Source organism: Streptosporangium sp. H16 (assembly GCF_051918855.1).
GTDB lineage: Bacteria > Actinomycetota > Actinomycetes > Streptosporangiales > Streptosporangiaceae > Streptosporangium.
Genome location: NZ_JBPXMD010000005.1, coordinates 375718 through 397370 on the forward strand (window position 1 = coordinate 375718; position 21653 = coordinate 397370).

General features: G+C 71.6%; 20 protein-coding genes. 5 read left to right on the top strand and 15 right to left on the bottom strand.

The annotated features are described in order from the left end of the window. The first annotated feature begins 9 nt into the window (after positions 1-9). On the top strand, positions 10-501 hold the full coding sequence (locus ACTOQ2_RS11665) for a MarR family winged helix-turn-helix transcriptional regulator (RefSeq protein ID WP_440070083.1): 492 nt from the start codon (positions 10-12) through the stop codon (positions 499-501). A gap of 154 nt (positions 502-655) precedes the next feature. On the opposite strand, the gene ACTOQ2_RS11670 is transcribed toward ACTOQ2_RS11665, so the two are convergent. Further along, positions 656-1945 carry a Glu/Leu/Phe/Val family dehydrogenase gene (locus ACTOQ2_RS11670; RefSeq protein WP_440099651.1) on the bottom strand — a complete coding sequence of 430 codons (1290 nt, stop codon included), beginning with the start codon at positions 1943-1945 and terminating at the stop codon, positions 656-658. Positions 1946-2204: 259 nt separating this feature from the next. On the opposite strand from ACTOQ2_RS11670, the gene ACTOQ2_RS11675 reads away from it, so the two are divergent. Beyond that, positions 2205-3776: an alkaline phosphatase D family protein gene (locus tag ACTOQ2_RS11675; RefSeq protein ID WP_440099652.1), complete on the top strand. Its 1572-nt coding sequence runs from the start codon at positions 2205-2207 to the stop codon at positions 3774-3776. A gap of 58 nt (positions 3777-3834) precedes the next feature. Here ACTOQ2_RS11675 and rocD read toward each other — a convergent pair whose 3' ends face one another. The 5 genes from rocD to ACTOQ2_RS11700 form a co-directional block, all read right to left on the bottom strand. Beyond that, positions 3835-5046: an ornithine--oxo-acid transaminase gene (rocD, locus tag ACTOQ2_RS11680; RefSeq protein ID WP_440099682.1), complete on the bottom strand. Its 1212-nt coding sequence runs from the start codon at positions 5044-5046 to the stop codon at positions 3835-3837. 41 nt (positions 5047-5087) lie between these two features. Then, entirely contained in the window at positions 5088-5894 is an 807-nt protein-coding gene (gene ddaH / locus ACTOQ2_RS11685; protein ID WP_440099653.1) for a dimethylargininase, read from the bottom strand. 133 nt (positions 5895-6027) lie between these two features. Continuing rightward, positions 6028-6525 (bottom strand): Lrp/AsnC family transcriptional regulator, encoded by a 498-nt coding sequence (locus tag ACTOQ2_RS11690; RefSeq protein ID WP_440070079.1) that lies wholly within the window; start codon positions 6523-6525, stop codon positions 6028-6030. A 128-nt stretch (positions 6526-6653) separates the two neighbouring features. Then, the gene (locus ACTOQ2_RS11695) at positions 6654-7364 is read right to left on the bottom strand and encodes a DUF5941 domain-containing protein (RefSeq protein ID WP_440099654.1); all 711 of its coding nucleotides are present in this window, start codon (positions 7362-7364) and stop codon (positions 6654-6656) included. Beyond that, a complete protein-coding gene (locus tag ACTOQ2_RS11700; RefSeq protein WP_440099655.1) occupies positions 7361-8935 on the bottom strand; it encodes a CDP-alcohol phosphatidyltransferase family protein in 1575 nt (524 codons plus the stop codon). The genes ACTOQ2_RS11695 and ACTOQ2_RS11700 overlap by 4 nt, the downstream gene beginning before the upstream one ends. A gap of 171 nt (positions 8936-9106) precedes the next feature. On the opposite strand from ACTOQ2_RS11700, the gene recO reads away from it, so the two are divergent. The 3 genes from recO to ACTOQ2_RS11715 are packed head-to-tail and all read left to right on the top strand — an operon-like array spanning position 9107 to position 11468. After that, the gene (recO, locus tag ACTOQ2_RS11705; protein WP_440070076.1) at positions 9107-9844 is read left to right on the top strand and encodes a DNA repair protein RecO; all 738 of its coding nucleotides are present in this window, start codon (positions 9107-9109) and stop codon (positions 9842-9844) included. Next, positions 9841-10659, top strand: coding sequence for an isoprenyl transferase (locus ACTOQ2_RS11710; protein ID WP_440070075.1), 819 nt, complete (start codon positions 9841-9843; stop codon positions 10657-10659). The genes recO and ACTOQ2_RS11710 overlap by 4 nt, the downstream gene beginning before the upstream one ends. A gap of 44 nt (positions 10660-10703) precedes the next feature. Beyond that, positions 10704-11468, top strand: coding sequence for a crotonase/enoyl-CoA hydratase family protein (locus tag ACTOQ2_RS11715; RefSeq protein WP_440099656.1), 765 nt, complete (start codon positions 10704-10706; stop codon positions 11466-11468). A gap of 180 nt (positions 11469-11648) precedes the next feature. Here the strand turns inward: ACTOQ2_RS11715 and ACTOQ2_RS11720 are convergent, their stop codons facing one another. From ACTOQ2_RS11720 to ACTOQ2_RS11760, 9 genes are all read right to left on the bottom strand, one after another. Further along, complete coding sequence (locus tag ACTOQ2_RS11720) at positions 11649-12197, bottom strand: CGNR zinc finger domain-containing protein (protein ID WP_440099657.1); 549 nt, start codon at positions 12195-12197, stop codon at positions 11649-11651. A gap of 244 nt (positions 12198-12441) precedes the next feature. Next, positions 12442-12849, bottom strand: a complete 408-nt coding sequence (locus ACTOQ2_RS11725) for a Fur family transcriptional regulator (RefSeq protein WP_440099658.1) — start codon at positions 12847-12849, stop codon at positions 12442-12444. Next, positions 12846-13679 carry a metal ABC transporter permease gene (locus ACTOQ2_RS11730; protein WP_440070071.1) on the bottom strand — a complete coding sequence of 278 codons (834 nt, stop codon included), beginning with the start codon at positions 13677-13679 and terminating at the stop codon, positions 12846-12848. The genes ACTOQ2_RS11725 and ACTOQ2_RS11730 overlap by 4 nt, the downstream gene beginning before the upstream one ends. After that, positions 13676-14428 (bottom strand): metal ABC transporter ATP-binding protein, encoded by a 753-nt coding sequence (locus tag ACTOQ2_RS11735; RefSeq protein WP_440070210.1) that lies wholly within the window; start codon positions 14426-14428, stop codon positions 13676-13678. Before ACTOQ2_RS11735 ends, ACTOQ2_RS11730 begins: the two co-directional genes overlap by 4 nt. Positions 14429-14464: 36 nt before the next feature. Continuing rightward, the gene (locus ACTOQ2_RS11740; protein WP_440099659.1) at positions 14465-15271 is read right to left on the bottom strand and encodes a metal ABC transporter substrate-binding protein; all 807 of its coding nucleotides are present in this window, start codon (positions 15269-15271) and stop codon (positions 14465-14467) included. A gap of 495 nt (positions 15272-15766) precedes the next feature. Next, positions 15767-16600, bottom strand: a complete 834-nt coding sequence (gene fdhD / locus ACTOQ2_RS11745) for a formate dehydrogenase accessory sulfurtransferase FdhD (protein WP_440070069.1) — start codon at positions 16598-16600, stop codon at positions 15767-15769. Then, the gene (locus ACTOQ2_RS11750; RefSeq protein WP_440099660.1) at positions 16593-17588 is read right to left on the bottom strand and encodes a 2Fe-2S iron-sulfur cluster-binding protein; all 996 of its coding nucleotides are present in this window, start codon (positions 17586-17588) and stop codon (positions 16593-16595) included. Before ACTOQ2_RS11750 ends, fdhD begins: the two co-directional genes overlap by 8 nt. Continuing rightward, entirely contained in the window at positions 17585-19681 is a 2097-nt protein-coding gene (locus tag ACTOQ2_RS11755) for an NAD(P)H-dependent oxidoreductase subunit E (protein ID WP_440099661.1), read from the bottom strand. The genes ACTOQ2_RS11750 and ACTOQ2_RS11755 overlap by 4 nt, the downstream gene beginning before the upstream one ends. Positions 19682-19688: 7 nt before the next feature. Then, positions 19689-21623 carry a molybdopterin oxidoreductase family protein gene (locus tag ACTOQ2_RS11760; protein ID WP_440099662.1) on the bottom strand — a complete coding sequence of 645 codons (1935 nt, stop codon included), beginning with the start codon at positions 21621-21623 and terminating at the stop codon, positions 19689-19691. Positions 21624-21653: the final 30 nt, after the last annotated feature.

Consider the following 21653-nt stretch of genomic DNA (forward strand, 5'->3'; position numbering starts at 1 on the left):
GAGCTCCATGTGGTGACGACCGGGCTGGGATCCTCGCTCGCCTACCTCCTCAGCAGGGCCGAGCGCAGTGTCAACCGGGGACTCGCCGCGGCGGTGACCGCCCAGGACGTCTCCGTCGAGCAGTGGCGCATTCTGCGCGCCCTCGCCGACGGCCGGGGGCACTCGATGGGCGACCTGGCCGAGGCCGTGCTGATGCCGCACCCGACGCTGACCAAGGCCATCGACCGGCTCATCGACCGTTCCCTCGTCTATCGGGGTCACGACCCGGGCGATCGCCGGAAGGTCGCCGTCTTCCTCGCCGACCGCGGGTCCGAGCTGCTGGCCCGGGTCGAGGGCGGGGTGGCCGAGCACCATCGGCTGATCGAGGCGGTCTACGGCACCGAGCGCACCGAGCGGCTCATGCGGGATCTGGAGGGGCTGGTCACCGCCCTGGACGATGCTCCGGCGGTCCCGTCGCCGGCGGTCCCGGAGCGCGCTCCCGGCGGCCCCGGTCGCTCGTGACGCACCCCGGCCGGCGGCGTCGGAGCCCGTGCGCGCTCTGACCCGCGGGGACCGTGCCGCGCTCCGGTCCACGGGTTCCTCAGGCCCCATGACACGCCCCCTCACGGCCTCAGGAGTGCAGCCCTCGGCGACACGGCCGGCACCGATCACGGCCTCAGGAGTGCAGCTCGCGCGCCCGGTGGGCCTCGGCGACACGGCCGACACCGATCACGTGGGCCGCCTGGCGCAGGGTGATCCCGCACTCGGCGGCGACCGTCGCGGTCGTGTCGAACGCGTCCTCCACGATGCCGCGGAGCCTCGCGTCGACCTCGCGCGCGCTCCACGAGCGCGCCTGCATGTCCTGCAGCCACTCCAGGTAGGAGACGATCACGCCGCCCGCGTTGGCCAGGATGTCGGGGACCACGGTGACGCCCGCGTCGGCGAGGACGCGGTCCGCCCCGGGCGTGGTGGGGGAGCTGGCGCCCTCCACGACCAGGCCGGCCCTGATCCGGGTGGCGTTCTCCTCGGTGATCGCCCCTTCCATCGCGGCGGGGACGAGCACGTCCACGTCGAGCTCCAGCAGTTCCTCCCGCGACAGCGCGTCCGCCCGGTGGTAGCCGCGCACGCCGCCGGTCTCCTCCGACCACGCCCGCAGGGCGTCGACGTCCAGGCCGGAGCGGTCGATCACGGCCCCGGTGCGGTCGGAGACGGCGACCACGAGGCAGCCCGCGTCGGCGAGGTAGCGCGCGGCGGGGGCGCCGACCTTGCCGAAGCCCTGGATCGCGACGGTGCGGCCCTCGGGGGAGCCGTCCAGGGCCCTGAGCGCGGCGATCCGCACGCCGCGAGAGGTGGCCCCGGCCCGGTCGGGCGCGCCGCCGGGGGTCACGGGACCGCCGATCGTCACGCCGGGCACCGGGTAGCCCGCGTTCACCGAGTAGGTGTCCATGATCCAGGCCATGGTCCGCTCGTCGGTCCCGACGTCGGGGGTCGGGACGTCCCTCTCGGGACCGATGATCGGCAGGACCTCGTTGACATAGCGCCGGGTGACCCGTTCCAGCTCGCGGGCGCTCAGCGAGGCGGGGTCCACCGAGACACCGCCCTTGGCGCCCCCGTAGGGGATGCCGGCCAGCGCGCACTTCCACGTCATGCCCATGGCCAGGGCGGTGACCTCGTGGACGTCGGTGCGGGGGTGGAAGCGGATGCCGCCCTTCGCCGGGCCCCGGGTAGTGTTGTGCTGCACCCGGAAGCCCTGCACGACGTCCATCCGGCCGTCCTCGCGGCGGACCGGGACCGAGACGGCGAGCGAGCGGCGGGGGGTGGCGAGCATGGCGCGCAGGCTGTCGTCCAGGTCCAGCCGGTCGGCCGCCTGGTCGAGCTGGAACAGCGCGGAGTCGAGGGCCTGCCGGCCCGGACTGGCCGAGGTGGTGGCGGCCGGCGTCGTCGACGGCACCGTGAGCGTTGTCAAGGCAAACCTCCGTACGGTGAGCGGAGCGCCCTTGCTCCACTCGGGGCACATGGTCACGATCAGAGTAGGTGTGGTTTTTTGCCCGCAGGGACGGGCCGTGTTTCGTTCTGATGACTGATCACCAGGCCTGTTCGCGAGCATGCGACCAGGAGGTGCGTTGTTATCTGCCGGTCCTCTTGGGCAATCTGGGGGTAACACGCAGATTTGGCAGTCTCCGGTCAAGGATTCTTGCCGTTGTGCGGTGGCTGAGGGGATGAACGTGCCGGAACTTGTGGTCGGACCGATGCTGCGTTATGTCGACGAGACGAGCGCGTCGGTATGGGTGGAGACGAGCGAGCCGTGTGAGGTGACGGTCGAGGTCGGCGGCGTGCGTTCGGAGGCCAGGACGTTCACCGTCCACGGTCACCACTACGCGATCGTCGACGTGGAGAGCGGCGGGACCTACGAGGTGCGCCTGGGCGGGGAGACCGTGTGGCCGCTGCCCGACCAGCCGCCGAGCCGCATCCGCCTGCTCGGCCCGGACGGCCCGAACCGCGTCATGTTCGGCTCCTGCCGGACCAGCGTGCCGCACGACCTCGTGTACACGATCTCCCACGGGGTGGACGTGCTGCGCGCGTACGGCGGCACCCTGCCGGACGCGCCCGACGAGCGCTGGCCCGACCTGCTGCTGCTCCTCGGCGACCAGGTCTACGCCGACGAGCCGTCCGCCGAGATGCTGGAGTTCATCGCGAGCCGCAGGGACACCGACCCGAAGAAGGAGATCGCCGACTTCGAGGAGTACGCCGAGCTGTACCGCCTGGCGTGGACCGACCCGGAGATCCGCTGGCTCCTCTCCACCGTGCCCACCGCGATGATCTTCGACGACCACGACCTGCGCGACGACTTCAACACCTCCATCTCCTGGCGCAAGGCGATGGAGGACGTGCCCTGGTGGCGGCACCGGGTGGTCTCCGGGATCGGCGCCTACTGGGTCTACCAGCACCTGGGCAACATGTCGCCGGCGGAACGCGCCTGTGACGAGGTGCTCAGCAAGGTGTGCGCGGCCGAGGGGGACGGCGCCGAGGTCCTCGACGTCTTCGCCGAGAACGCCTACGACGTTCCCGCCGACAGCCGGTGGAGCTACGCCCGCGACCTCGGCGACACCCGCCTGATCATGCTCGACTCCCGCTGCTCCCGCCAGCTCGACCCCGCCGACCGGCGCATGATCGACCCGGTGGAGTGGGAGTGGCTCACCGAGCAGCTCCGCAGGGACGGCGCGAAGCGCTTCGTGATCGGCTCCTCGGTGCCGTTCCTGCTCCCGGCGGGCATCCACCACATCCAGAACTGGAACGAGGCCCTGGCCCAGGGCGCCTGGGGCAAGACGGTGGCCCGCTGGTCGGAGGCCCTGCGCCAGGCCGTCGACCTGGAGCACTGGGCGGCCTTCCGCCGCTCGTTCGAAGACCTGTCCAAGCTGCTGATGGGGCTGGGGAAGCCGGTGATCATGCTCTCCGGCGACGTGCACTACTCCTACGTGGCCAAGGCCCGCGGGCTTCCCGTCTACCAGCTGGTCTGTTCCCCGATCCGCAACCCGCTGAGCCGCACCCTCCGCCTGGCCAACATCGTCGCCCAGTTCGGCATCGCCAGCCTGATCGGCCGCTCGCTCTCCCGCGCGGCCAGGATCCCGAAGCCGCCGTTCAAGTGGCGGATCACCAACGGCCCGTGGTTCTCCAACGCGGTGGCGATCCTCTCCCTGGACACCGCCCCCACGTCGGTGCGCTGGGACACCGCCACGGGCACCGAGGTCTCGGAGATCACCGTCGTGGAGCTGGAGGAGGACTCACCCGTCCGTTAGAGGCCCCGGGATTCCGGTGCGGCGCGTCCACCCCGGGACGCGGGCCGCACCGGAGGGGTCACCGCGCGAGTTCCGCCAGGACCGCGCCGAGCTGGTCGACCGCCCACAGGAGGTCCTCCTCGGAGACGACGATCGGCGGGGCGAGGCGGATGGTCGAGCCGTGGGTGTCCTTGGCCAGGACGCCGTGGGCCATGAGCGCCTTGGAGACCTCCCGCCCGCTCGCCAGCGACGGGTCGATGTCGACCCCCGCCCACAGGCCGCGCCCGCGCACGGTGATCACACCGTGGCCGATCAGTCCGCGCAGCCTCTCGTGCATGACCTCGCCGAGCTCCCTGGCCCGCGCCTGGTACTCGCCGGTGCCGAGCAGCTCGATGACCGCGTTCGCGACCGCGCAGGCGAGCGGGTTGCCGCCGAAGGTCGAGCCGTGCTGCCCCGGCCTGATCACGCCGAGCACGTCCTCGTTCGCGGTGATCGCCGAGACCGGGACGACGCCGCCGCCCAGCGCCTTGCCCAGCACGTAGATGTCGGGGACGACGCCCTCGTGGTCGCAGGCGAAGGTCTCGCCGGTGCGGCCGAGGCCCGACTGGATCTCGTCGGCGATCATCAGGATGTTCTCCGCGGTGCACAGCTCGCGCACCTCGGTGAGGTAGCCGTCCGGCGGCACCAGCACCCCGGCCTCGCCCTGGATGGGCTCCAGCAGCACCGCGACCGTGTTGGCGTCGACGGCCTCGCGGATCGCCTCGACGGAGCCGTACTTCACGATCCTGAAACCGGGGGTGTACGGGCCGAAGCCGCCGCGGGCGTCGGGGTCGGTGGAGAAGCCGACGATCGTGGTAGTCCGGCCGTGGAAGTTGTCCTCCATCACGATGATGTTGGCCTGCTCGGCGGCCACGCCCTTGACCTCGTAGCCCCACTTGCGGGCCACCTTGATCGCGGTCTCCACGGCCTCGGCGCCGGTGTTCATCGGCAGGACCATGTCCTTGCCGGTGAGGTCGCCCAGCCCGGCGGCGAAGGCGGCGAACTGGTCGTGGAAGAAGGCGCGGCTGGTCAGGGTGAGCCGCGACAGCTGCTCCTGCGCCGCTGCGATGATCTTCGGGTTGCCGTGCCCGAAGTTCAGTGAGGAGTAGCCGGACAGGCAGTCGAGGAACCGCCTGCCCTCCACGTCGACGACCCAGGCGCCCTGCGCCTCGTGGATCACGACGGGCAGGGGGTGGTAGTTGTGTGCGCTGCGGCGCTCGCTCAGCTCGATGAAGTCGTCGGTGCCGGTCATCCGATGTCCCGCCCCTCCCTGGTTCGCCTGGTCCGTGGCCGTCATGCCGCGCGCCGTCCCCGGATCTCCAGCGTGCAGCACTTGGGGCCGCCGCCCGCCTTGCGAAGCTCCGACAGGTCCACCGGGATGACCTCGAAGCCGCGGCGCTTGAGTTCGAGCTGCAGGTCGGCGGCCTCGGCGTTGATCACCACGTTGACGCCGTCGCTGACGGCGTTGAGGCCCAGTACGGCCGCGTCGGCCTCGCTCGCGACGACGGCGTCGGGGAAGAGGACGCGGAGCACCTCCTGGCTCCCCGGCGAGAAGGCCTCTGGGAAGTATGCCACGTTATGTCCGTTTAGCGGGAAGAGTGCGGTGTCCAGGTGGTAGAACCGGGGGTCCACCAGCTGCAGCGTCACCACCGGGCGGCCGAGGAACTCCTGGGCCTCCTTGTGCGCGGTGATGTCGGTGCGGAACCCGGTCCCGGCCAGCACCAGGTGGTCGAGCGTGAGGAAGTCGCCCTCGCCCTCGTTGGTGAAGGCCGCGTCGCGGACCCGCTCGTAGCCGTTGTCGACGAACCACTTCAGGTACGCGGGCCCCTCGGCCGCGCGCTGCGGGTGGGTGAACCGCGCGCCGTACACGCGGCCGTCCACGACCAGCGCGCCGTTGGCGGCGAAGACCATGTCCGGCAGGCCCTCCACCGGGTCGATGAGGCTGACGCGGTGCCCGAGCTCCTCGTAGGCGCTCCTGAGGGTCTCCCACTGCCTGATCGCCACCTCGCGGTCGGCGCCGGCCTCGGGATGCATCCACGGGTTGATCGCGTACTCGACCGCGAAATGGTCGGGCCGACACATGAGGTAGTGCCTCGTCATGGATAACCCCGCAGTTAAAGGTCGTGGTGACAGCCGCCGTCACGGTCTCGACGGCGGTGCCATCAGCCTAGGAACAGCGTTCTCGCAGGCCAAGGGGCTGCGTTTGCGCGCTGACGCGGGTTTCTTGCGTGCTTCAGGCCAGAAACGTCGATTCGTTGTGCGGGGCGACGAACGGCTCGCTGCGCGAGGTGACCAGGGGGGCCTCGATCAGGCGGGAGAGCACGATGGAGCTCTTGGTCCGCACCACGAACGGCTCCGCGGCGATGCGCTCGATCACCCTCTCCACGTGCCGCACGTCGGTGGCCCTGATGTGCAGCAGCGCGTCGGCCTCGCCGGTGATGGTGCACGCCGAGACGACCTCGGGATGGCGGCCGACGGCCACCCCGATCTCCGACGGCGAGGTCTTGCCCGCGCAGAACAGCTCCACGTAGGCCTCGGTGGTCCAGCCGAGCGCCGCGGGCTCCACCCGGGCGGTGAACCCGGTGATGGCGCCGGTCTCGCGCAGCCGGTCCACCCGGCGTTTCACCGCCGACGCCGACAGGCCCACCCGCTGCCCGATCTCCGCGTACGTGGCGCGGGCGTCCTCGATGAGCGCCCCGATGATGTCGCGATCCAGCCTGTCCAGTTCCACGCAGACCTGTATACCGCCTGGGTCGGCGCGGGTTCGCGATGGGCGGCGGTGGCGTGCGGCCCTGGACACGCGAATGCCGCCGGACAGATGATCTGTCCGGCGGCATTCGCCGTTCGCAAGGTCTCCGGTCAGGTCTGGTCGGCCTCGCCGGTGGCCTGTTCCTGGGCCTCCTCGGGGGAGGTTTCCAGGTCGTCGCTCGCCTGGGCGGCGTTCGCCGTCTGCTTGTCCAGGCCGACCCAGCTCGTCACGCTCTCGACCGCGAACAGCACGCCGAGGTAGAGCGTGAGCGCGGCCAGCACCCACGTCAGCACGCCCAGCGCGGCGCCGGCGCCGACCAGCAGCAGCCGGAGTTCCCAGCCCAGCCCGGCCTGGAACACCCAGGGGGCCGGCCAGATGCTCTGCCGCGTCCGGTACACCGTGTCGTAGGTGTGGTAGCCGATCACGTAGATCAGCACGTACAGCAGCCACTTGGGCGCGTCGGCCGCCAGGCCGATCAGGATGATCGTGAGGAACTCGGCCGCCCGGATCAGCGGCGGCGTCAGCCAGTCGAGCTTGCCGAGGTGGTCGCGGGCCGCGGTGGGCAGCACCAGGACGATCATGACCAGCACCGGGACGAGCAGGATAGGCCCGTTCACCAGCATCCCGGTCACGGCCATCGCGATGATCGCCAGCAGCGCGGCGAGCGAGGCGGGCACCGGGGGCAGGCCCGGACCGACCTTGTCGCGCAGCAGCGTGACCAGCGGGCCGTCATCGCGGTAGGCGAGCAGCCGGGCGGTCTGCACGCGCAGCCGCTCCTCGTACGGATCCGGAGCGGGGGTGGTCTGCGGCTGGGTGATCATGCGAGAGACCTCATCAGGCGTCCGGTGAGCGAGTAGGCGGCCCCGATGCCGCCCCAGATGATCAGTGTCAGGAAGGTGATCCTGGCGTCGAACAGGGCGCTGACGATCGCGATGGCGGCGAAGCGCTCACCGATGGGGAACACGATCATCTTGCGGGCCCAGTGCACGGCCCGGTACCTGCCGGCCCTGCCCCACATCTTCAGCAGGTTGCGGATCCCGCTGGTCGTGGCGTTCTTGCGCTGCTCCAGCGCCTGGCGCAGGCCGGTGTCGGCGCTGACCGACAGCGCCACCGAGGGCAGCGGCGACGGGGGCTTGCGCCGGTTCGCCGCGCCGTAGGAGAAGTCGAGGAGGTGCTTGATGGACTGCACGCCGAGCGCGATCAGCGCCAGCGTCCAGACGTCGCCCACGCCGGAGACCGCCGCGCCGACCGCCAGGCCCGCGAAGACCACGTACTCCTTGAACCGGTCGAACGTGGCGTCCAGCCACGCCCCCAGCACGCCGAACTTGCGGGCGTACCGCGCGACCTGGCCGTCCACGCAGTCGAAGACGAACGCGAAGTAGATCAGCACGCCGCCCGCGACCATCCCGGCCCGCTCGCCGGTGGCGAAGCACAGCGCCGCCGCCACGCCCAGCGCGATCGAGATCAGCGTGACCTGGTTGGGGGTGAGCCCCCGCCTGGCGGCCCAGCGGGCGATGAACCGGGAGTAGGTGCTGACGAAGTACGTGGTGAAGAAGCCGTCGGCGCCCTTCACCGCGTTGTTCAGCCGCGCCTTGTCCTCGTCGAACGTGGACATCTCGGCGAGCGCCTCGGCGGCCTGCTCGGGAGAGGACACTCGGCGGAAGAACAGGTCGCGGCGGCCGCGGATGCCGACGGAGACGCCCTTGCGCACCAGGCCCAGGACCAGCAGCTGGACCAGGTCGTCGTCGGGACCCAGCAGGTGGGCCATGTCGGCCAGCTCGCGGGCGGCCTCGGCGAGGACGGGCGCGTGCTTGTGGTGCAGGTGCAGCGGGCCGAGCAGGACCGAGTTGGGCCTGGTCACCCCGTGGAAGGCCGAGCCTACCGAGATGACCCGGGACTTGCGGGCGCGCACTCGGACGGGCAGGCCCTCCAGCGTCCGGTCGCCGATCTCCGGCAGGGCCTCGTCGATCGGGACGTCGGGGACGATGACGTCGCCGTTCTCGTCCTCCTCCCGCGGCTCCTTGGTGATCAGCGCGAGGGCCCCGCGCTTCGACTTGGTGATCTGGTAGATCAGCTCGTCGTGGATCAGCGAGTTGGCCGGCAGGAAGAGCAGGTTCTCGGTGGCGCCCTCGACCGCGTCGGCCACGGCACGCAGGTCGCCGGCCAGGTCGGAGGTCTCGACCAGGCTGCCGGGGAAGCCCCGGTGGGCGGCGGCGTCGCCCGAGCGGACGATCGTCACCGGCTGGGGGTCGAGTGAGGCGAGCTGGCCGTGCAGCTTGCCGATCACCGTGGGGCAGCCGGGAAGCGCGGGCAGGGTCAACGCGGCGGGCGTCGCCTGGCCGGGAGCGGCATCGGGGCCGGGCGATGAGCCCAGCAGGACCACGCGGGGCATGGCACCCTTTCGTGCGGAGACGGGTGTTGAGGCGGTGTAACCGGGGGCGGCATTTCGCCAGAGGCCAAAGTTTAGTGAGTTTTGGGTGAACAACACGCACCGGTGATCTATCCGTGTCGTTTGATCATGGTTCCACCTCTGCCAAGTGAACGGTCCCACTACACTGTGCGGGTGAGTCTGTACCGTGACGACGGCATCGTGCTGCGCACCCACAAGCTGGGCGAGGCCGACCGCATCGTCACCGTCCTGACCCGGCGGATGGGCAAGATCCGGGCCGTCGCCAAGGGGGTCCGGCGGACAACATCACGATTTGGGGGCAGGCTCGAGCCGTTCACCCACGTCGACCTCCAGTTCCACACCGGCCGCACGCTCGACATGATCACTCAGGCCGAGACCATCCGGTCCTACGGCGAGCCGCTCGTCTCCGACTATCCGCGCTACACGGCGGGCACCGCGATGCTGGAGACCGCCGACCGCCTGGTCATGGGGGAGAAGGAGCCCGCGCTGCGCCAGTTCCTGCTGCTCGTCGGCGGCCTGCGCACGCTCGGTTCGGGTGACCACGAGGCCAGGCTCGTCCTGGACGCCTACTTCCTGCGCTCCCTCGCCGTCGCCGGGTACGCCCCCGCCCTGGAGGCCTGCGCCCGGTGCAAGGCCGTCTCGGTGCGGGCCTTCGCCATCGTGGCCGGGGGCGTGGTGTGCGGGACCTGCCGTCCCGCGGGCGCGGCGGTGCCCGAGGGGGAGACCCTCGCTCTGATGGTGGCGCTGCTCAAGGGCGACTGGCTCACCGCGGACGCCTCCGTCGCCCGGCACCGCGCCGAGTGCAGCGGCCTGGTCGCGGCCTACCTCCAGTGGCATCTCGAACACGGCATACGCTCTCTTCGACACGTAGAAAGGGAGCTCGCCACGTGAACGTCCGCCCACCCGTCCCGCATCCCTCCGGCGCCACCCCGCCCCCGATCCCGCGCGACCTCGTGCCCCGGCACGTGGCGATCGTGATGGACGGCAACGGGAGGTGGGCCAAGCAGCGCGGCCTGCCCCGCACCGAGGGGCACAAGGCGGGCGAGGCGTCGCTCTTCGACGTGATCGAGGGCGCGATCGAGCTCGGCATCCCCTACCTGTCGGCCTACGCCTTCTCCACGGAGAACTGGAAGCGCTCCCCCGACGAGGTCCGCTTCCTGATGGGTTTCAACCGCGACGTCATCCGCCGCCGCAGGGACCAGCTCCACGCGATGGGCGTGCGGGTCCGCTGGGCGGGCCGCCCCGGCCGGCTGTGGAGGAGCGTCATCCAGGAGCTGCGCGACGCCGAGGAGATGACCGAGGGAAACTCCACGCTCACCCTGCAATTCTGCGTCAACTACGGCGGCCGCGCCGAGATCGTGGACGCCGCCCTGCGCCTGGCGCAGGACATCGCCGACGGGCGGGTGAAGCCGGGCCGGGTGAAGGAGGAGACCTTCGCCCGATACCTGGACGAGCCGCAGATCCCCGACGTCGACCTGTTCGTGCGGTCCTCCGGCGAGCAGCGCATCTCCAACTTCCTGATCTGGCAGACGGCGTACGCCGAGATGGTCTTCCTCAACCGTCTCTGGCCCGACTTCGACCGCCGCGATCTGTGGGAGGCCTGCGAGACGTACGCCAAGCGCGACAGGAGATACGGGGGAGCGGTGCCGAACGCGGTCCCGTCCGCGCGGGACGCCTCGGGCGGCCCGGGTGCCGCAGCGGAATAATGTTATGTTCCGGGTGACGCCGACCCGCTGAGAGGTGCCCCCGGATGACTGTCAGGATCGAACGCGACGGGCCCGTCACCACCGTCGTGCTCTCCAGGCCCGAGGTCCGCAACGCCGTCGACGGCCCCACGGCCCGGGCGCTCGCCGACGCCTTCCGCGGCTTCGACGCCGACCCCGGCGCGGCGGTGGCCGTGCTGTGGGGCGAAGGGGGCACGTTCTGCGCGGGAGCCGACCTCAAGGCCGTCGCCGAGGGCCGCGCCAACCGGGTGGACCCCGAGGGCGACGGGCCGATGGGGCCCACCCGGCTGCGGCTCGGCAAGCCCGTGATCGCGGCCGTCGCCGGGTACGCGGTCGCCGGAGGGCTGGAGCTGGCCCTCTGGTGCGACCTGCGGGTGGCCGAGGAGGACGCGGTGTTCGGGGTCTTCTGCCGCCGCTGGGGCGTCCCGCTGATCGACGGCGGCACCGTCCGGCTGCCGCGGCTGGTCGGGACGGGACGGGCGATGGACATGATCCTCACCGGCCGTCCGGTGGCCGCCGCGGAGGCCCTCGGCATGGGGCTGGTCAACCGGGTGGTGCCGGCCGGCACCTCGCGCGCCGCCGCCGAGAACCTGGCCGCCTCCATCGCGCGCTTTCCCCAGGAGTGCATGCGCGGCGACCGCATGTCGGTGCTGGAACAGGAGGGGCTGCCCGAGCGGGAGGCCATGGCGGGGGAGCTGCGCCACGGCCTGAACGCCCTGCCCGGCGCGATGGCCGGTGCGTCCCGCTTCGCCGCGGGAGCCGGCCGCCACGGCGACTTCGGCGCTCTGTGACCCGCGGTTCCCCGGCGGGGGCCGGGTTCGCGCCCCTTCGCGTCGCCGCGGTGCCCCGGCTCAGGCCTTGACCTCGCGCAGGCGGCCGGCCTCCACTTCGTGGACGAAGCCGCGCACCGAGTCGCGTCGCAACCTGCCCGCATCACCTACTCGGTCAATAGGTGTTAGCGGGGAGTGACGTCAGGCCCGGCGCCGGGCGCGGTAGGCGGCGACGTGCATCCGGTTCCCGCAGGTGCGGCTGTCGCAGTAGACCCGCGAGCGGTTGCGTGACTCGTCCACGAAGACGTGGTCGCAGTCGGGCGCCGAGCAGGTGCGCAGGCGCTCCCACTCGCCCTCGACGAGCAGGTGGGCCAGGGCGACCCCGATGTCGGCCGCGAGGTGCTCGTGGAGCGAGGCGTCCGGCGCGAAGTAGTGGACGTGCAGGGGGTGGCCGTCGTGCTCCGCCAGGCGCGGGGTGATGCGGGTCCCGCTCAGCAGGGTGTTCAGCCGGATGACCGCGGTGGGCTGGTCCGGGGCGGTGAAGACCTTGTGGAAGGCCTCGCGCAGCGCGCGCACCTGGGTCAGGTCGGCGGCGTCCAGCTCGCCGACCCCGCTGACCTCCCAGCGCGCCACGAAGTCGCCGAGTTTCCTCAGGTCGGTCAGGGTGTCCTCGCCTCCGGTGGAAGGGGAGGTGTTGACCAGGTCGACCGCGGTGGCGAGTGAGTGCACCATGTCATGTCCGAATGGCATGTTGACTCCTGTAGGAGGCGATTGCAACGTGGAGGCGCGTACGGCGGCTCGCCGTGTCGGAAGCGTATCTCTCCCGTGGACCTCCGGCGCCCCCTCTCGGGCGCCCGTCACCGTGGCGCGCCCCGTGCGACAAGGCTTTCCGTGAAGCATGTCCTGGTGAGCCGTGATGTTGTACGCCGCGTCCTGAAAACAGTCTTCTCGTACAGTGTGCTCCGTCGCGCCGGGGTGTCCGCTCGGGCGGGGCTCAGGCGCGGCTCGGCGTGCGGAGCGGCTTGGCGGCGGTGACGCAGGAGGCGCAGGTTCCGAAGATCTCCACCGTGTGGGTGATCTCGGTGAAGCCGTGCTCGGAACCGACGGCCTCGGCCCAGCGCTCCACCGCGGGCCCGGCCACCTCCACCGTACGGCCGCACCTGCGGCAGACCAGGTGGTGGTGGTGGTCGCCGCTGGCGCACGCCCGGTAGACCGACTCGCCGTCGTCGGTGCGCAGCACATCGACGTGACCGGTGTCGGCGAGCGCCTGGAGCGCCCGGTAGACGGTTGTCAGTCCGATCTTGGCGCCTTCCGCGCGCATCTCCGCGTAGACGTCCTGCGCGCTGCGGAACCCCTCGCTCTGGCGGAGGATCGTGTGGACGGCGTCACGCCTGTTGCTCATGGGCTGGACTCCTGAGGTCGGCTTCGACGTACGAATCTACCGAGCCCGAGGGCGAGGACGAACCCCGCGAGAGCGACGATGACAATGATCGCGCCCGGCGGGACCTCGATGTAGAAGGAGGAGGTCAGGCCACCGACCGTGGAGATCATCCCGAACGACATGGAAAGGAACATCGTGCTCACGAACCCCCGGGTGAGCTGCTGGCTGGTCGCCACGGGTACCACCATCAACGCGCTCACCAGAAGCAATCCTACGACGCGCATGGCGATGACCACGGTCAGCGCGGCGGTCACGGCGATCAGCAGGCTGAGGAAGCGGACCGGCAGGCCGCTGGCCTTGGCGACCTCCTCGTCCTGGCACAGTACATAGAGTTCCCGCCCGAAGACGGTCACCACGCCGAGCACCGCCACCGCCAGCAGGCCGATCACCCACACGTCCTCGACGGCGACGCTGCTGATCGAGCCGAACAGGTAGGACATCAGCGTGGCGTTGCTCCCCCCGGGAGCCAGCGAGATGAGCAGCACGCCTCCGGCGATGCCGCCGTAGAACAGCAGGGCGAGCGCCACGTCCCCGCTGGTCCTGCCGCGCTCGCGAACCAGTTCGATGGCCACGGCGCCCAGTATCGAGACCACCACGGCCGTCAGCACCGGGGCCGTTCCGGTCAGGAAGCCCAGGGCCACGCCGGTCAGCGCGACGTGCCCGATGCCGTCGCCCAGCAGGGCCAGGCGGCGCTGGACCATGAACGTGCCGATGGCGGGGGCGGCCAGGCCGACCAGGAGAGCGGCGATCAGCGCCCGCTGCATGAAGTCGAACTGCAGAAGCTCGATCATGAGGCGGGCCTCCAGTCGAGCGGGCTCACGGGCTCCTCCTCGGCGTGCGGGTGCACGTGGTCGTGGCCGGGCAGCGCGTGCGTGCCGACCGCCTGGGGTGGCGGGCCGTCGTGGCACACGTACCCGTCCCGCAGGACCACCGCCCGGGTGATCAGGGGCTCCAGCGGGCCGAGCTCGTGCGCGACCAGCAGGACCGTCTTGCCCTGAGCGACGAGCGTGGACAGGGTCTCCGCGAGGAGCAGCTGGCTCTCGGAGTCGACGCCCGCCGTGGGCTCGTCCATGACGAAGGTGTCGGGCTCTCCGGCGAGGGCGCGGGCGATCAGCACCCGCTGCTGCTGCCCGCCGGACAGCGCCTGCACCGGGTCGGAGGCGCGGTGGGCCAGGCCGACGGCCGCCAGGGCCCTGCCGGTCGCCTCACGGTCGGCCGCGCCGGTCGGGCGCAGCCGGCGCTGCCTCGCGATCCTGCCGGAGGCGACGACCTCGCGGATCGTGGTCGGCACACCCCCGCCCACCGAGAGCCGCTGGGGTACGTAGCCGATCCGCCACCATTCGCGGAACCGGGCGGGCGGCCTGCCGTACAGGAGGGTCTCGCCGCCGGAGAGGGGGATGAGGCCGAGCAGGGCGCGGATGAGGGTGGACTTTCCCGATCCGTTCGCGCCGAGCACCGCCACCGCCTCACCGGGCTCGACGGACAGGTCGATCCCGCGAAGCACCGGACGGCGGTCCAGGTTGACCTGGCCGCCGTTCATGGTGAAAACCGTTTTGCTGGATGTCACGTGTGGCCTTTACGAGCAGCCGAGCGCTGCCTGGAGTGTGGAGAGGTTCTGGCGCATGGCGGACAGGTAGTCGCCGTTCGACGGCTGGCTCTCCACCGGATCGAGGACCGCGGTCTTCGCACCGACCTCCTGGGCGAGAATCTCGCCGACCTTCGGGCTGACGAGGGTTTCGGTGAAAATCGTAGTTACTTTCTCCTGCTTGGCTACTTTTGCCACTTCAGCGAGGCGCGCGGGAGAGGGCTCGCCGTCGGGATCGAGACCGCTGATACCGATCTGGTGCAGCTTGTAGCGGTCGGCGAGATAGCCGAACGCGGCGTGGCTGGTGACGATCGCGTCCGAGGAACAGCCGGCCAGGCCCTTGGCCAGCTCCTGGTCCAGGGCGGTGAGGTCGGCGGCGGTGGCGGCGGCGCGGTCCCGGTAGCCCTGCGCGTGCGCGGGGTCGGCGGTGGCCAGCCTCTCGCCGAGCTTGGTGGCGACCGTCGCGAAGCGGGCCGGGTCGAGCCAGAGGTGGGGGTCGTGACCGGTCTCCTCGTGGCCATGTCCCTCCTCACCGTGGTCCTCCTCCTCCGCGACCGCGGGAAGAGGGGTGACCGAGGTGGCCGCGTCGAAGGCCCGGTCGGCGGCGTGCTGCTCGACGGCCTCGTCCACCGCGGGCTGGACGCCCTTGATGTAGACGACGAGCCCCGTCTTCTCCAGCCCGGCCACCTGGAGCGGGGACAACTCCAGATCGTGCGGCTCGACGCCGGGCTTGGTCAGGCCGGCGACGGTCGCGTCGGGACCGCCCACCCGCTCGGCGAGCCACTGCAGGGGATACATGGCCGCGGTGACGGCGGGTTTCCCGTCCGCGGAAACGCCCGACGCCCCCCCGGATGAGCCGCCGGTGGTTGAGCCGGCCTCGGCACCGCAGGCGGTGACGGCGGCGAGGAGGACGGCGGACGCGGCCAGGCTGGCATTACGTATAGGGATACGTCGGGAGGACTCGGACATCATGCTAGCTAGTATGCGCGTAAATGAAAATGGTTGTCAAAATCGGGTCTCGCGCGATGCCCGCGGCTGGGAACGGGGGGCCTCCGGACGGCGGGCGTCGGAGAGCCCGGCCGGCGCGTCAGAGAGCCCGGCCGGCGAAGGGGGCGAGTATCGCGGGCCGGGCTCTCGTCGCCGGGCCGGGGAGCCGCCGCTCTCCGGCCTCGGCGGTCGGTGGTGGGGGAACGCGGTGATTTCGGCCCGGCGGAGAGGAGCCGGGCCGCACCTCCCGGCGCCTGGGAGTGCGGGCGCCCGGCCCTGCTGGTAGCCGGGAGGTGCGGCCCAGGCTCAGCCGGGGACCAGGTCGACGCGTCCTTCCCCGGTGTAGACGTTCATCGAGCTGCCCCTGACGAACCCGATGAGTGTCAGCCCCGTCTCGGCGGCCAGCTCCACGGCCAGCGAGGAGGGGGCCGAGACGGCGGCGAGGATCGGGACGCCGGCCATCACGGCCTTCTGGACCAACTCGAAGGAGGCGCGTCCCGACACCATGAGCACGGTCGAGGTCAGCGGCAGGCGCCCGTCGCGCAGCGCCCAGCCCACCAGCTTGTCCACCGCGTTGTGCCGGCCCACGTCCTCGCGCACGCAGAGCGCGTCGCCGCCGAGCGTGAACAGGCCCGCGGCGTGCAGCCCGCCGGTCCGGTCGAATACCCGCTGCGCCGCGCGAAGCCGGTCGGGCAGCGCCGCGATCACCTCGGCCGTCACCGGTGCGGGATCGCCGTCCACCCGCCATTTCGCGACCGTGCGGACCGCGTCGAGCGAGGCCTTGCCGCACACCCCGCACGAGGAGGTGGTGTAGAAGTTGCGCTCCAGGGAGGTCGCCGGCGGGGAGGTGCCCGCGGCCAGCCTGACGTCGAGCACGTTGTAGGTGTTGGCGCCGTCGGCGGTGGCACCCGCGCAGTAGCGGATCGCGGTGACCTCCTCGGCGGAGGTGACCACCCCCTCGCTCACCAGGAAGCCCGCCGCCAGGTCGAAGTCGTCGCCCGGCGTGCGCATGGTGATCGTGAGCGGCCGCCCGTCGAGCCGGATCTCCAGCGGCTCCTCGGCCGCCAGCACGTCGACCCGGTGGGCGGCCGCGGCCTCCCGCAGCCGCAGGACCCGGCGTTTGACGGTGACCCTACCCATCGGCGGAGGCCGTCCGCGTGCCGGGGACAGGTCCGGAGGCGGAACCGGGGACAGGTCCGGAGGCGGGTACGGAGACAGGGTCGGAGGCGGGTGCGGAGGCAGGGCCGGAAAGGGGGATCGTGTCCTCCGAGGTGGCCACGTTCTGGACGTGCTGGAAGCCGAAGCGGCCCTTGATGCACAGGTTGCCGTGGGTGACCGGGTTGTCGTGCGGCGAGCTCACCTTGACGATCCGGTTGTCCTGCACGTGCAGGGTCAGGTTGCAGCCGACCCCGCAGTAGCTGCAGATCGTCGTCGTCTCGGTCTGCCGGGACTCGTCCCAGCTGCCCGCCGCGCGCATGTCGAACTCGCTCTTGAACGACAATGCCCCGGTGGGGCAGACCTCCACGCAGTTGCCGCAGTAGACGCAGGCGGAGTCGGTGAGCGGGGCGTCGTGCTCGGTCGAGATCATCGCGTCGAAGCCCCGCCCGGCGACCGAGATGGCGAAGCTGTTCTGCCACTGGTCGCCGCAGGCGTCGACACACTTGTAGCAGAGGATGCACTTGGAGTAGTCGCGCACGTAGAGGTCGTTGTCGACCTTCGCGGGCTGCGCGACCGTGGCGGCCTCCTCGCCGAAGCGGTCGGGCCGCGCGCCGTACTCCTCGATCCACTCGGCCGCGCGCGGTGTGGTGGACAGGTCGGCCGTCGAGGCCAGCAGCTCCAGGACGATCTTGCGGCTGTGCCGGGCACGCTCGGTCGCGGTGCCGACGGCCATGCCGGGCTCGGCCCTGCGCGAGCAGGCGGGGGCGAGCGTACGGGCGCCCTCGACCTCGACCACGCAGACCCGGCAGGCGTTCTTCGGGGTGAGGGTGTCGCCGTAGCAGAGGGTCGGGATGTCCTTGCCCGCCGCCGAGCAGGCGTCCAGCACGGTCGAGCCCTCCGGCACCCGGACCGGGTCGCCGTCGACGGTCATCTCGATCAGCCGCCGGGGCGGCTGCAGGGGAACACTCATGATGCCTCCGAGGGGGAGAAGACGCCCAGCCGGTCGATGGCCGACTCGACGGCGTTCCAGGCGGTCTGGCCGAGCCCGCAGATCGAGGCGTCGCGCATGGCCTGGCCGACCTCTCGCAGCAGCGCGATGTCGCCGGAGGTGGGCCTGCGGCGCAGCCGGTGCAGCGCCTCCTCCTGCCGCACGGTGCCCACCCGGCAGGGCACGCACTGCCCGCACGACTCGTCGCGGAAGAACTCCGCGATGCGCACGAGGATGTGCGCCAGGTCGACGCTGTCGTCGAGCACCAGGACCACGCCCGAACCCAGTGTCGTGCCGGCCGCCCGGGTGCCCTCGAAGGTCAGCGGGACGTCGAGCTCGTCCGGGCGGACGAACCCGCCGGCCGCGCCGCCCAGCAGCACTGCCCGGAGTTGCCCGGTCGCGCCCCCGGACAGATCGAGGAGCTCGCGCAGGGTGGCGCCGAACGGCAGCTCGTAGACGCCCGGCCTGGCGACCGTGCCCGAGACGCAGAACAGCTTGGTGCCCGTCGAGCCCTCCGTGCCGGTCGCCGCGTAGGCGGCCGCCCCGCCGGCCAGGATAGGCAGCACGTTGACCAGGGTCTCGACGTTGTTGACCACGGTGGGCTTGCCGAACAGGCCCTTCTCCACGGGGAAGGGCGGTTTGCTGCGCGGCTCGCCGCGGAAGCCCTCGATCGAGTTGAAGATCGCGGTTTCCTCGCCGCAGATGTAGGCGCCCGCGCCGCGCCTGATCTCGATGTCGAAGGCGAAGCCCTGCCCCATGACGTCGGCCCCGAGCAGGCCGCGCGCACGGGCGACCTCGATGGCGTGGGCCATCCGGCCGATCGCCCGGGGATACTCCCCGCGGATGTAGAGGTAGCCCTTGGGGCAGCCGGTGGCGTACGCGGCGATGGTCATCGCCTCCACCAGCGCGTACGGGTCGCCCTCCATGACCACGCGGTCCTTGAAGGTGCCCGGTTCGCTCTCGTCCGCGTTGCAGACCAGGTAATGGGGGTGGTCGAGCTGGCGGGCCGCGGCCTCCCACTTGCGCCCGGTGGGGAACGCCGCCCCGCCCCGCCCGACGAGACCGGATTCGAGCACCTCGCGGATGACGCCGGCGGGGCCGATCCTGACGGCCTCGCGCAGCGCGGTGTAGCCGCCCTCGGCCCGGTAGTCGTCCAGGCTCGCCGGGTCGACGACGCCCACCCGGCGCAGCAGCACGAGGGAGGGGTCGCCCGCCTGCGGGACGGCGTGCTCGGCGGGCGGCTCCGCACGCTCGGCCAGGGCGGGGCCGCCGGTGGCGTCCATGCCGCTGAGGCCGCCGAGCTTGCTGAGATCCCTCACCTTGCTCGCGTCGCCCGCGCCGCCGGCGCCGCTCGTACCGCCCGTGCCGTGGGTGCCCTCCGCGGCACGAGCGTCGCCCGCGTTGCCGACGTCGCTCGTGCCGCTCGCGCCGCCGGTGTCGTGGGCGCGGCCGACTCCGTTGGCTGCGCCGCTTCCGTTGGCGCCGCCGCCCCCGTCCGGGTCGTTGTTTCCGTGCGCCTCGCCGTTTCCGTTCGCACCGCCGGTGGAGGCCGGTGCCGGTTCGGCCGGGCCGTACACGGTCGCCCCAGGGAACTCGCCGGCCTGCAGGGCCAGCGCGGCGGGTGCCCGCTCGCACAGGCCGAGACAGGGGCTCGGCTGCCAGGACATGCCCGGCGGGCCGAGCCTCTCCTCGGTGCTCCGCCGCACCGCGTCGGCGCCGCGCGCCTGGCAGGCCAGGTCGGTGCAGACGTGCAGCACCCGCGCCGGTCGCGGCTTCATGGAGAACAGCGAGTAGAAGGTCGCCACCCCGTATGCCTCGGCGGGCGGCACGGTCAGGCGGCGGCAGATGTAGTCGAGGGCTCCCTCGCTGATCCACCCGATCCTGTCGTTGACCGCGTGCAGCGCGGGGAGCAGGAGGTCACGCCTGCCGCGGGCCTCGTGCCCGCCGACGGCGATCCGCAGATCGCCGTCCGAGCGGGCGCCGCCCTCCCAGCCCGTCGCGGGGGCGCCGAGGAAGGCGTCGACGGCGGCGCGTTCCTCGGCCGAGGGCCGGGCGTCACTGAACCGGAGATCCACGCCCCCTTCACCCGGCCTTCGCGGGTACGAGCTTGTCGACGCGCACGGCGGCGGCCTTGAACTCCGCGGTGCCCGCGATCGGGCAGGTGGCCTCGATGGTGAGGGAGTTGGTGTCGACCTCGTCGGGGAAGTGCATCGTCATGAAGACCAGGCCGGGACGCAGGGCCGGGTCGATGTGGACGGGGGCGACGACCGAGCCGCGCCGGGAGCTGATCCTGACCTCCTCGCCGGGACTCACCCCCAGCCGCGCGGCGTCCTCGGGGGACAACTCGATGTTCTCGCCCCTGCGCAGCGGCGAGGCGAACCCGGACGACTGCACGCCGGTGTTGTAGGAGTCGAGACGGCGGCCGGTGGTGAGCCGCAGGGGATACTCGTCGTCGAGCAGGTCGACCGGCGGGGAGTGCTCGAGCACCGCGAACGGCGCGGCCCTGCCCCGCCGGGCCGGGTCGCTCTCCCAGAGCCGCCCGTGCAGGAAGGGCGGTTCGAGGGAGTCCTCCGACGGGCAGGGCCACTGGATGCCCTGCAGCTTGTCGAGCCTGTCGTAGGTCATGCCGGTGTGGGCGGGGGAGAGGGCGCGGAGCTCGTCCCAGACCTCCTCGGCGCCGGTGTAGTTCCAGTCGTGGCCCAGGCGGCGGGCCAGCTCGCAGAGGATCCAGATGTCGTCGCGGGCCTCGCCCGGAGCCTGGAGCGCCTTGCGGACCCGCTGCACCCGCCGCTCGCTGTTGGTGAAGGTGCCCTCGCTCTCGCACCAGGCCGCGCCCGCCGGCAGCACCACGTCGGCCATCTGGGCGGTCTTGGTCAGGAAGATGTCCTGCACGACCAGGTGGTCGAGCATGCTGAGCCGCTTGACGCAGTTCAGTGAGTCGGCCTCGGACTGCACCGGGTTCTCCCCGATGAGGTAGCAGGTGGTGACCTCACCCTCGGCCATCGCCTCCAGCATCTCGGTGAGGTTGAGGCCGTAGCGCGGCTGGATGGGCTTGTCCCACGCCTGCTCGAACTTGACGCGGATCTCCGGGTCGAGGATGTCCTGGAAGCCGGGCAGCCGGTTGGGGATGGCGCCCATGTCGCCGCCGCCCTGCACGTTGTTCTGGCCGCGCAGCGGGGACAGGCCAGAACCGTAGCGCCCGACGTGGCCGGTGAGCAGCGCCAGGTTGATGAGGGCGCGCACGTTGTCGGTGGCGTTGTGGTGCTCGGTGATGCCGAGCGTCCAGCACAGCTGGGCGCGGTCGGCCCTGGCGTAGGCGTGCGCGAGCTCCCGGATGGCGGCCGCGGGCACGCCGGTGACCTGCTCGGCCACCGGGAGCGTCCACGGCTCGACCGAGGCGGCGAACTCCTCGAAGCCCTCGGTGGCGCGCTCGATGAACGAGGCGTTGTGCAGCCCCGCGTGGATGATCTCCCGGGCCACCGCGTGCGCGAGCGGGATGTCGGTGCCCACGTTGAGGCCCAGCCAGAGGTCGGCCCACTCGGCGGTGCCCGTGCGACGGGGGTCGACCGCGAACATGCGGGCGCCCTTCCTTATCCCCTTGAGCACGTGGTGGAAGAAGATCGGGTGCGCGTTGCGCGCCGCCGAGCCCCACATGACGATCACGTCGGCGTCCTCCACCTCCTGGTAGGAGGAGGTGCCGCCGCCACTGCCGAAGGCCGCGGACAGGCCCGCCACGCTCGGGGCGTGGCAGGTGCGGTTGCAGGAGTCGACGTTGTTGGTGCCGATCACGACCCGGGTGAACTTCTGTCCCACGTAGTTCATCTCGTTGGTGGAACGGGCGCACGACAGCATCGCGAAGGCGTCGGGCCCGTGTTGCTCGACGTTGCGCCGGAAGCCCTCCGCGGCCCGTTGCAGCGCCTCGTCCCAGGTGGCGCGGCGCAGCACGCCGTCTTCACGGACAAGGGGATGGGTGAGCCGGTCGTAGTGCTCGGCGCGGTCCCCGCGGTCCCTCTTCATACCCCATCCTTTCGGCAGTCCTGTATACAG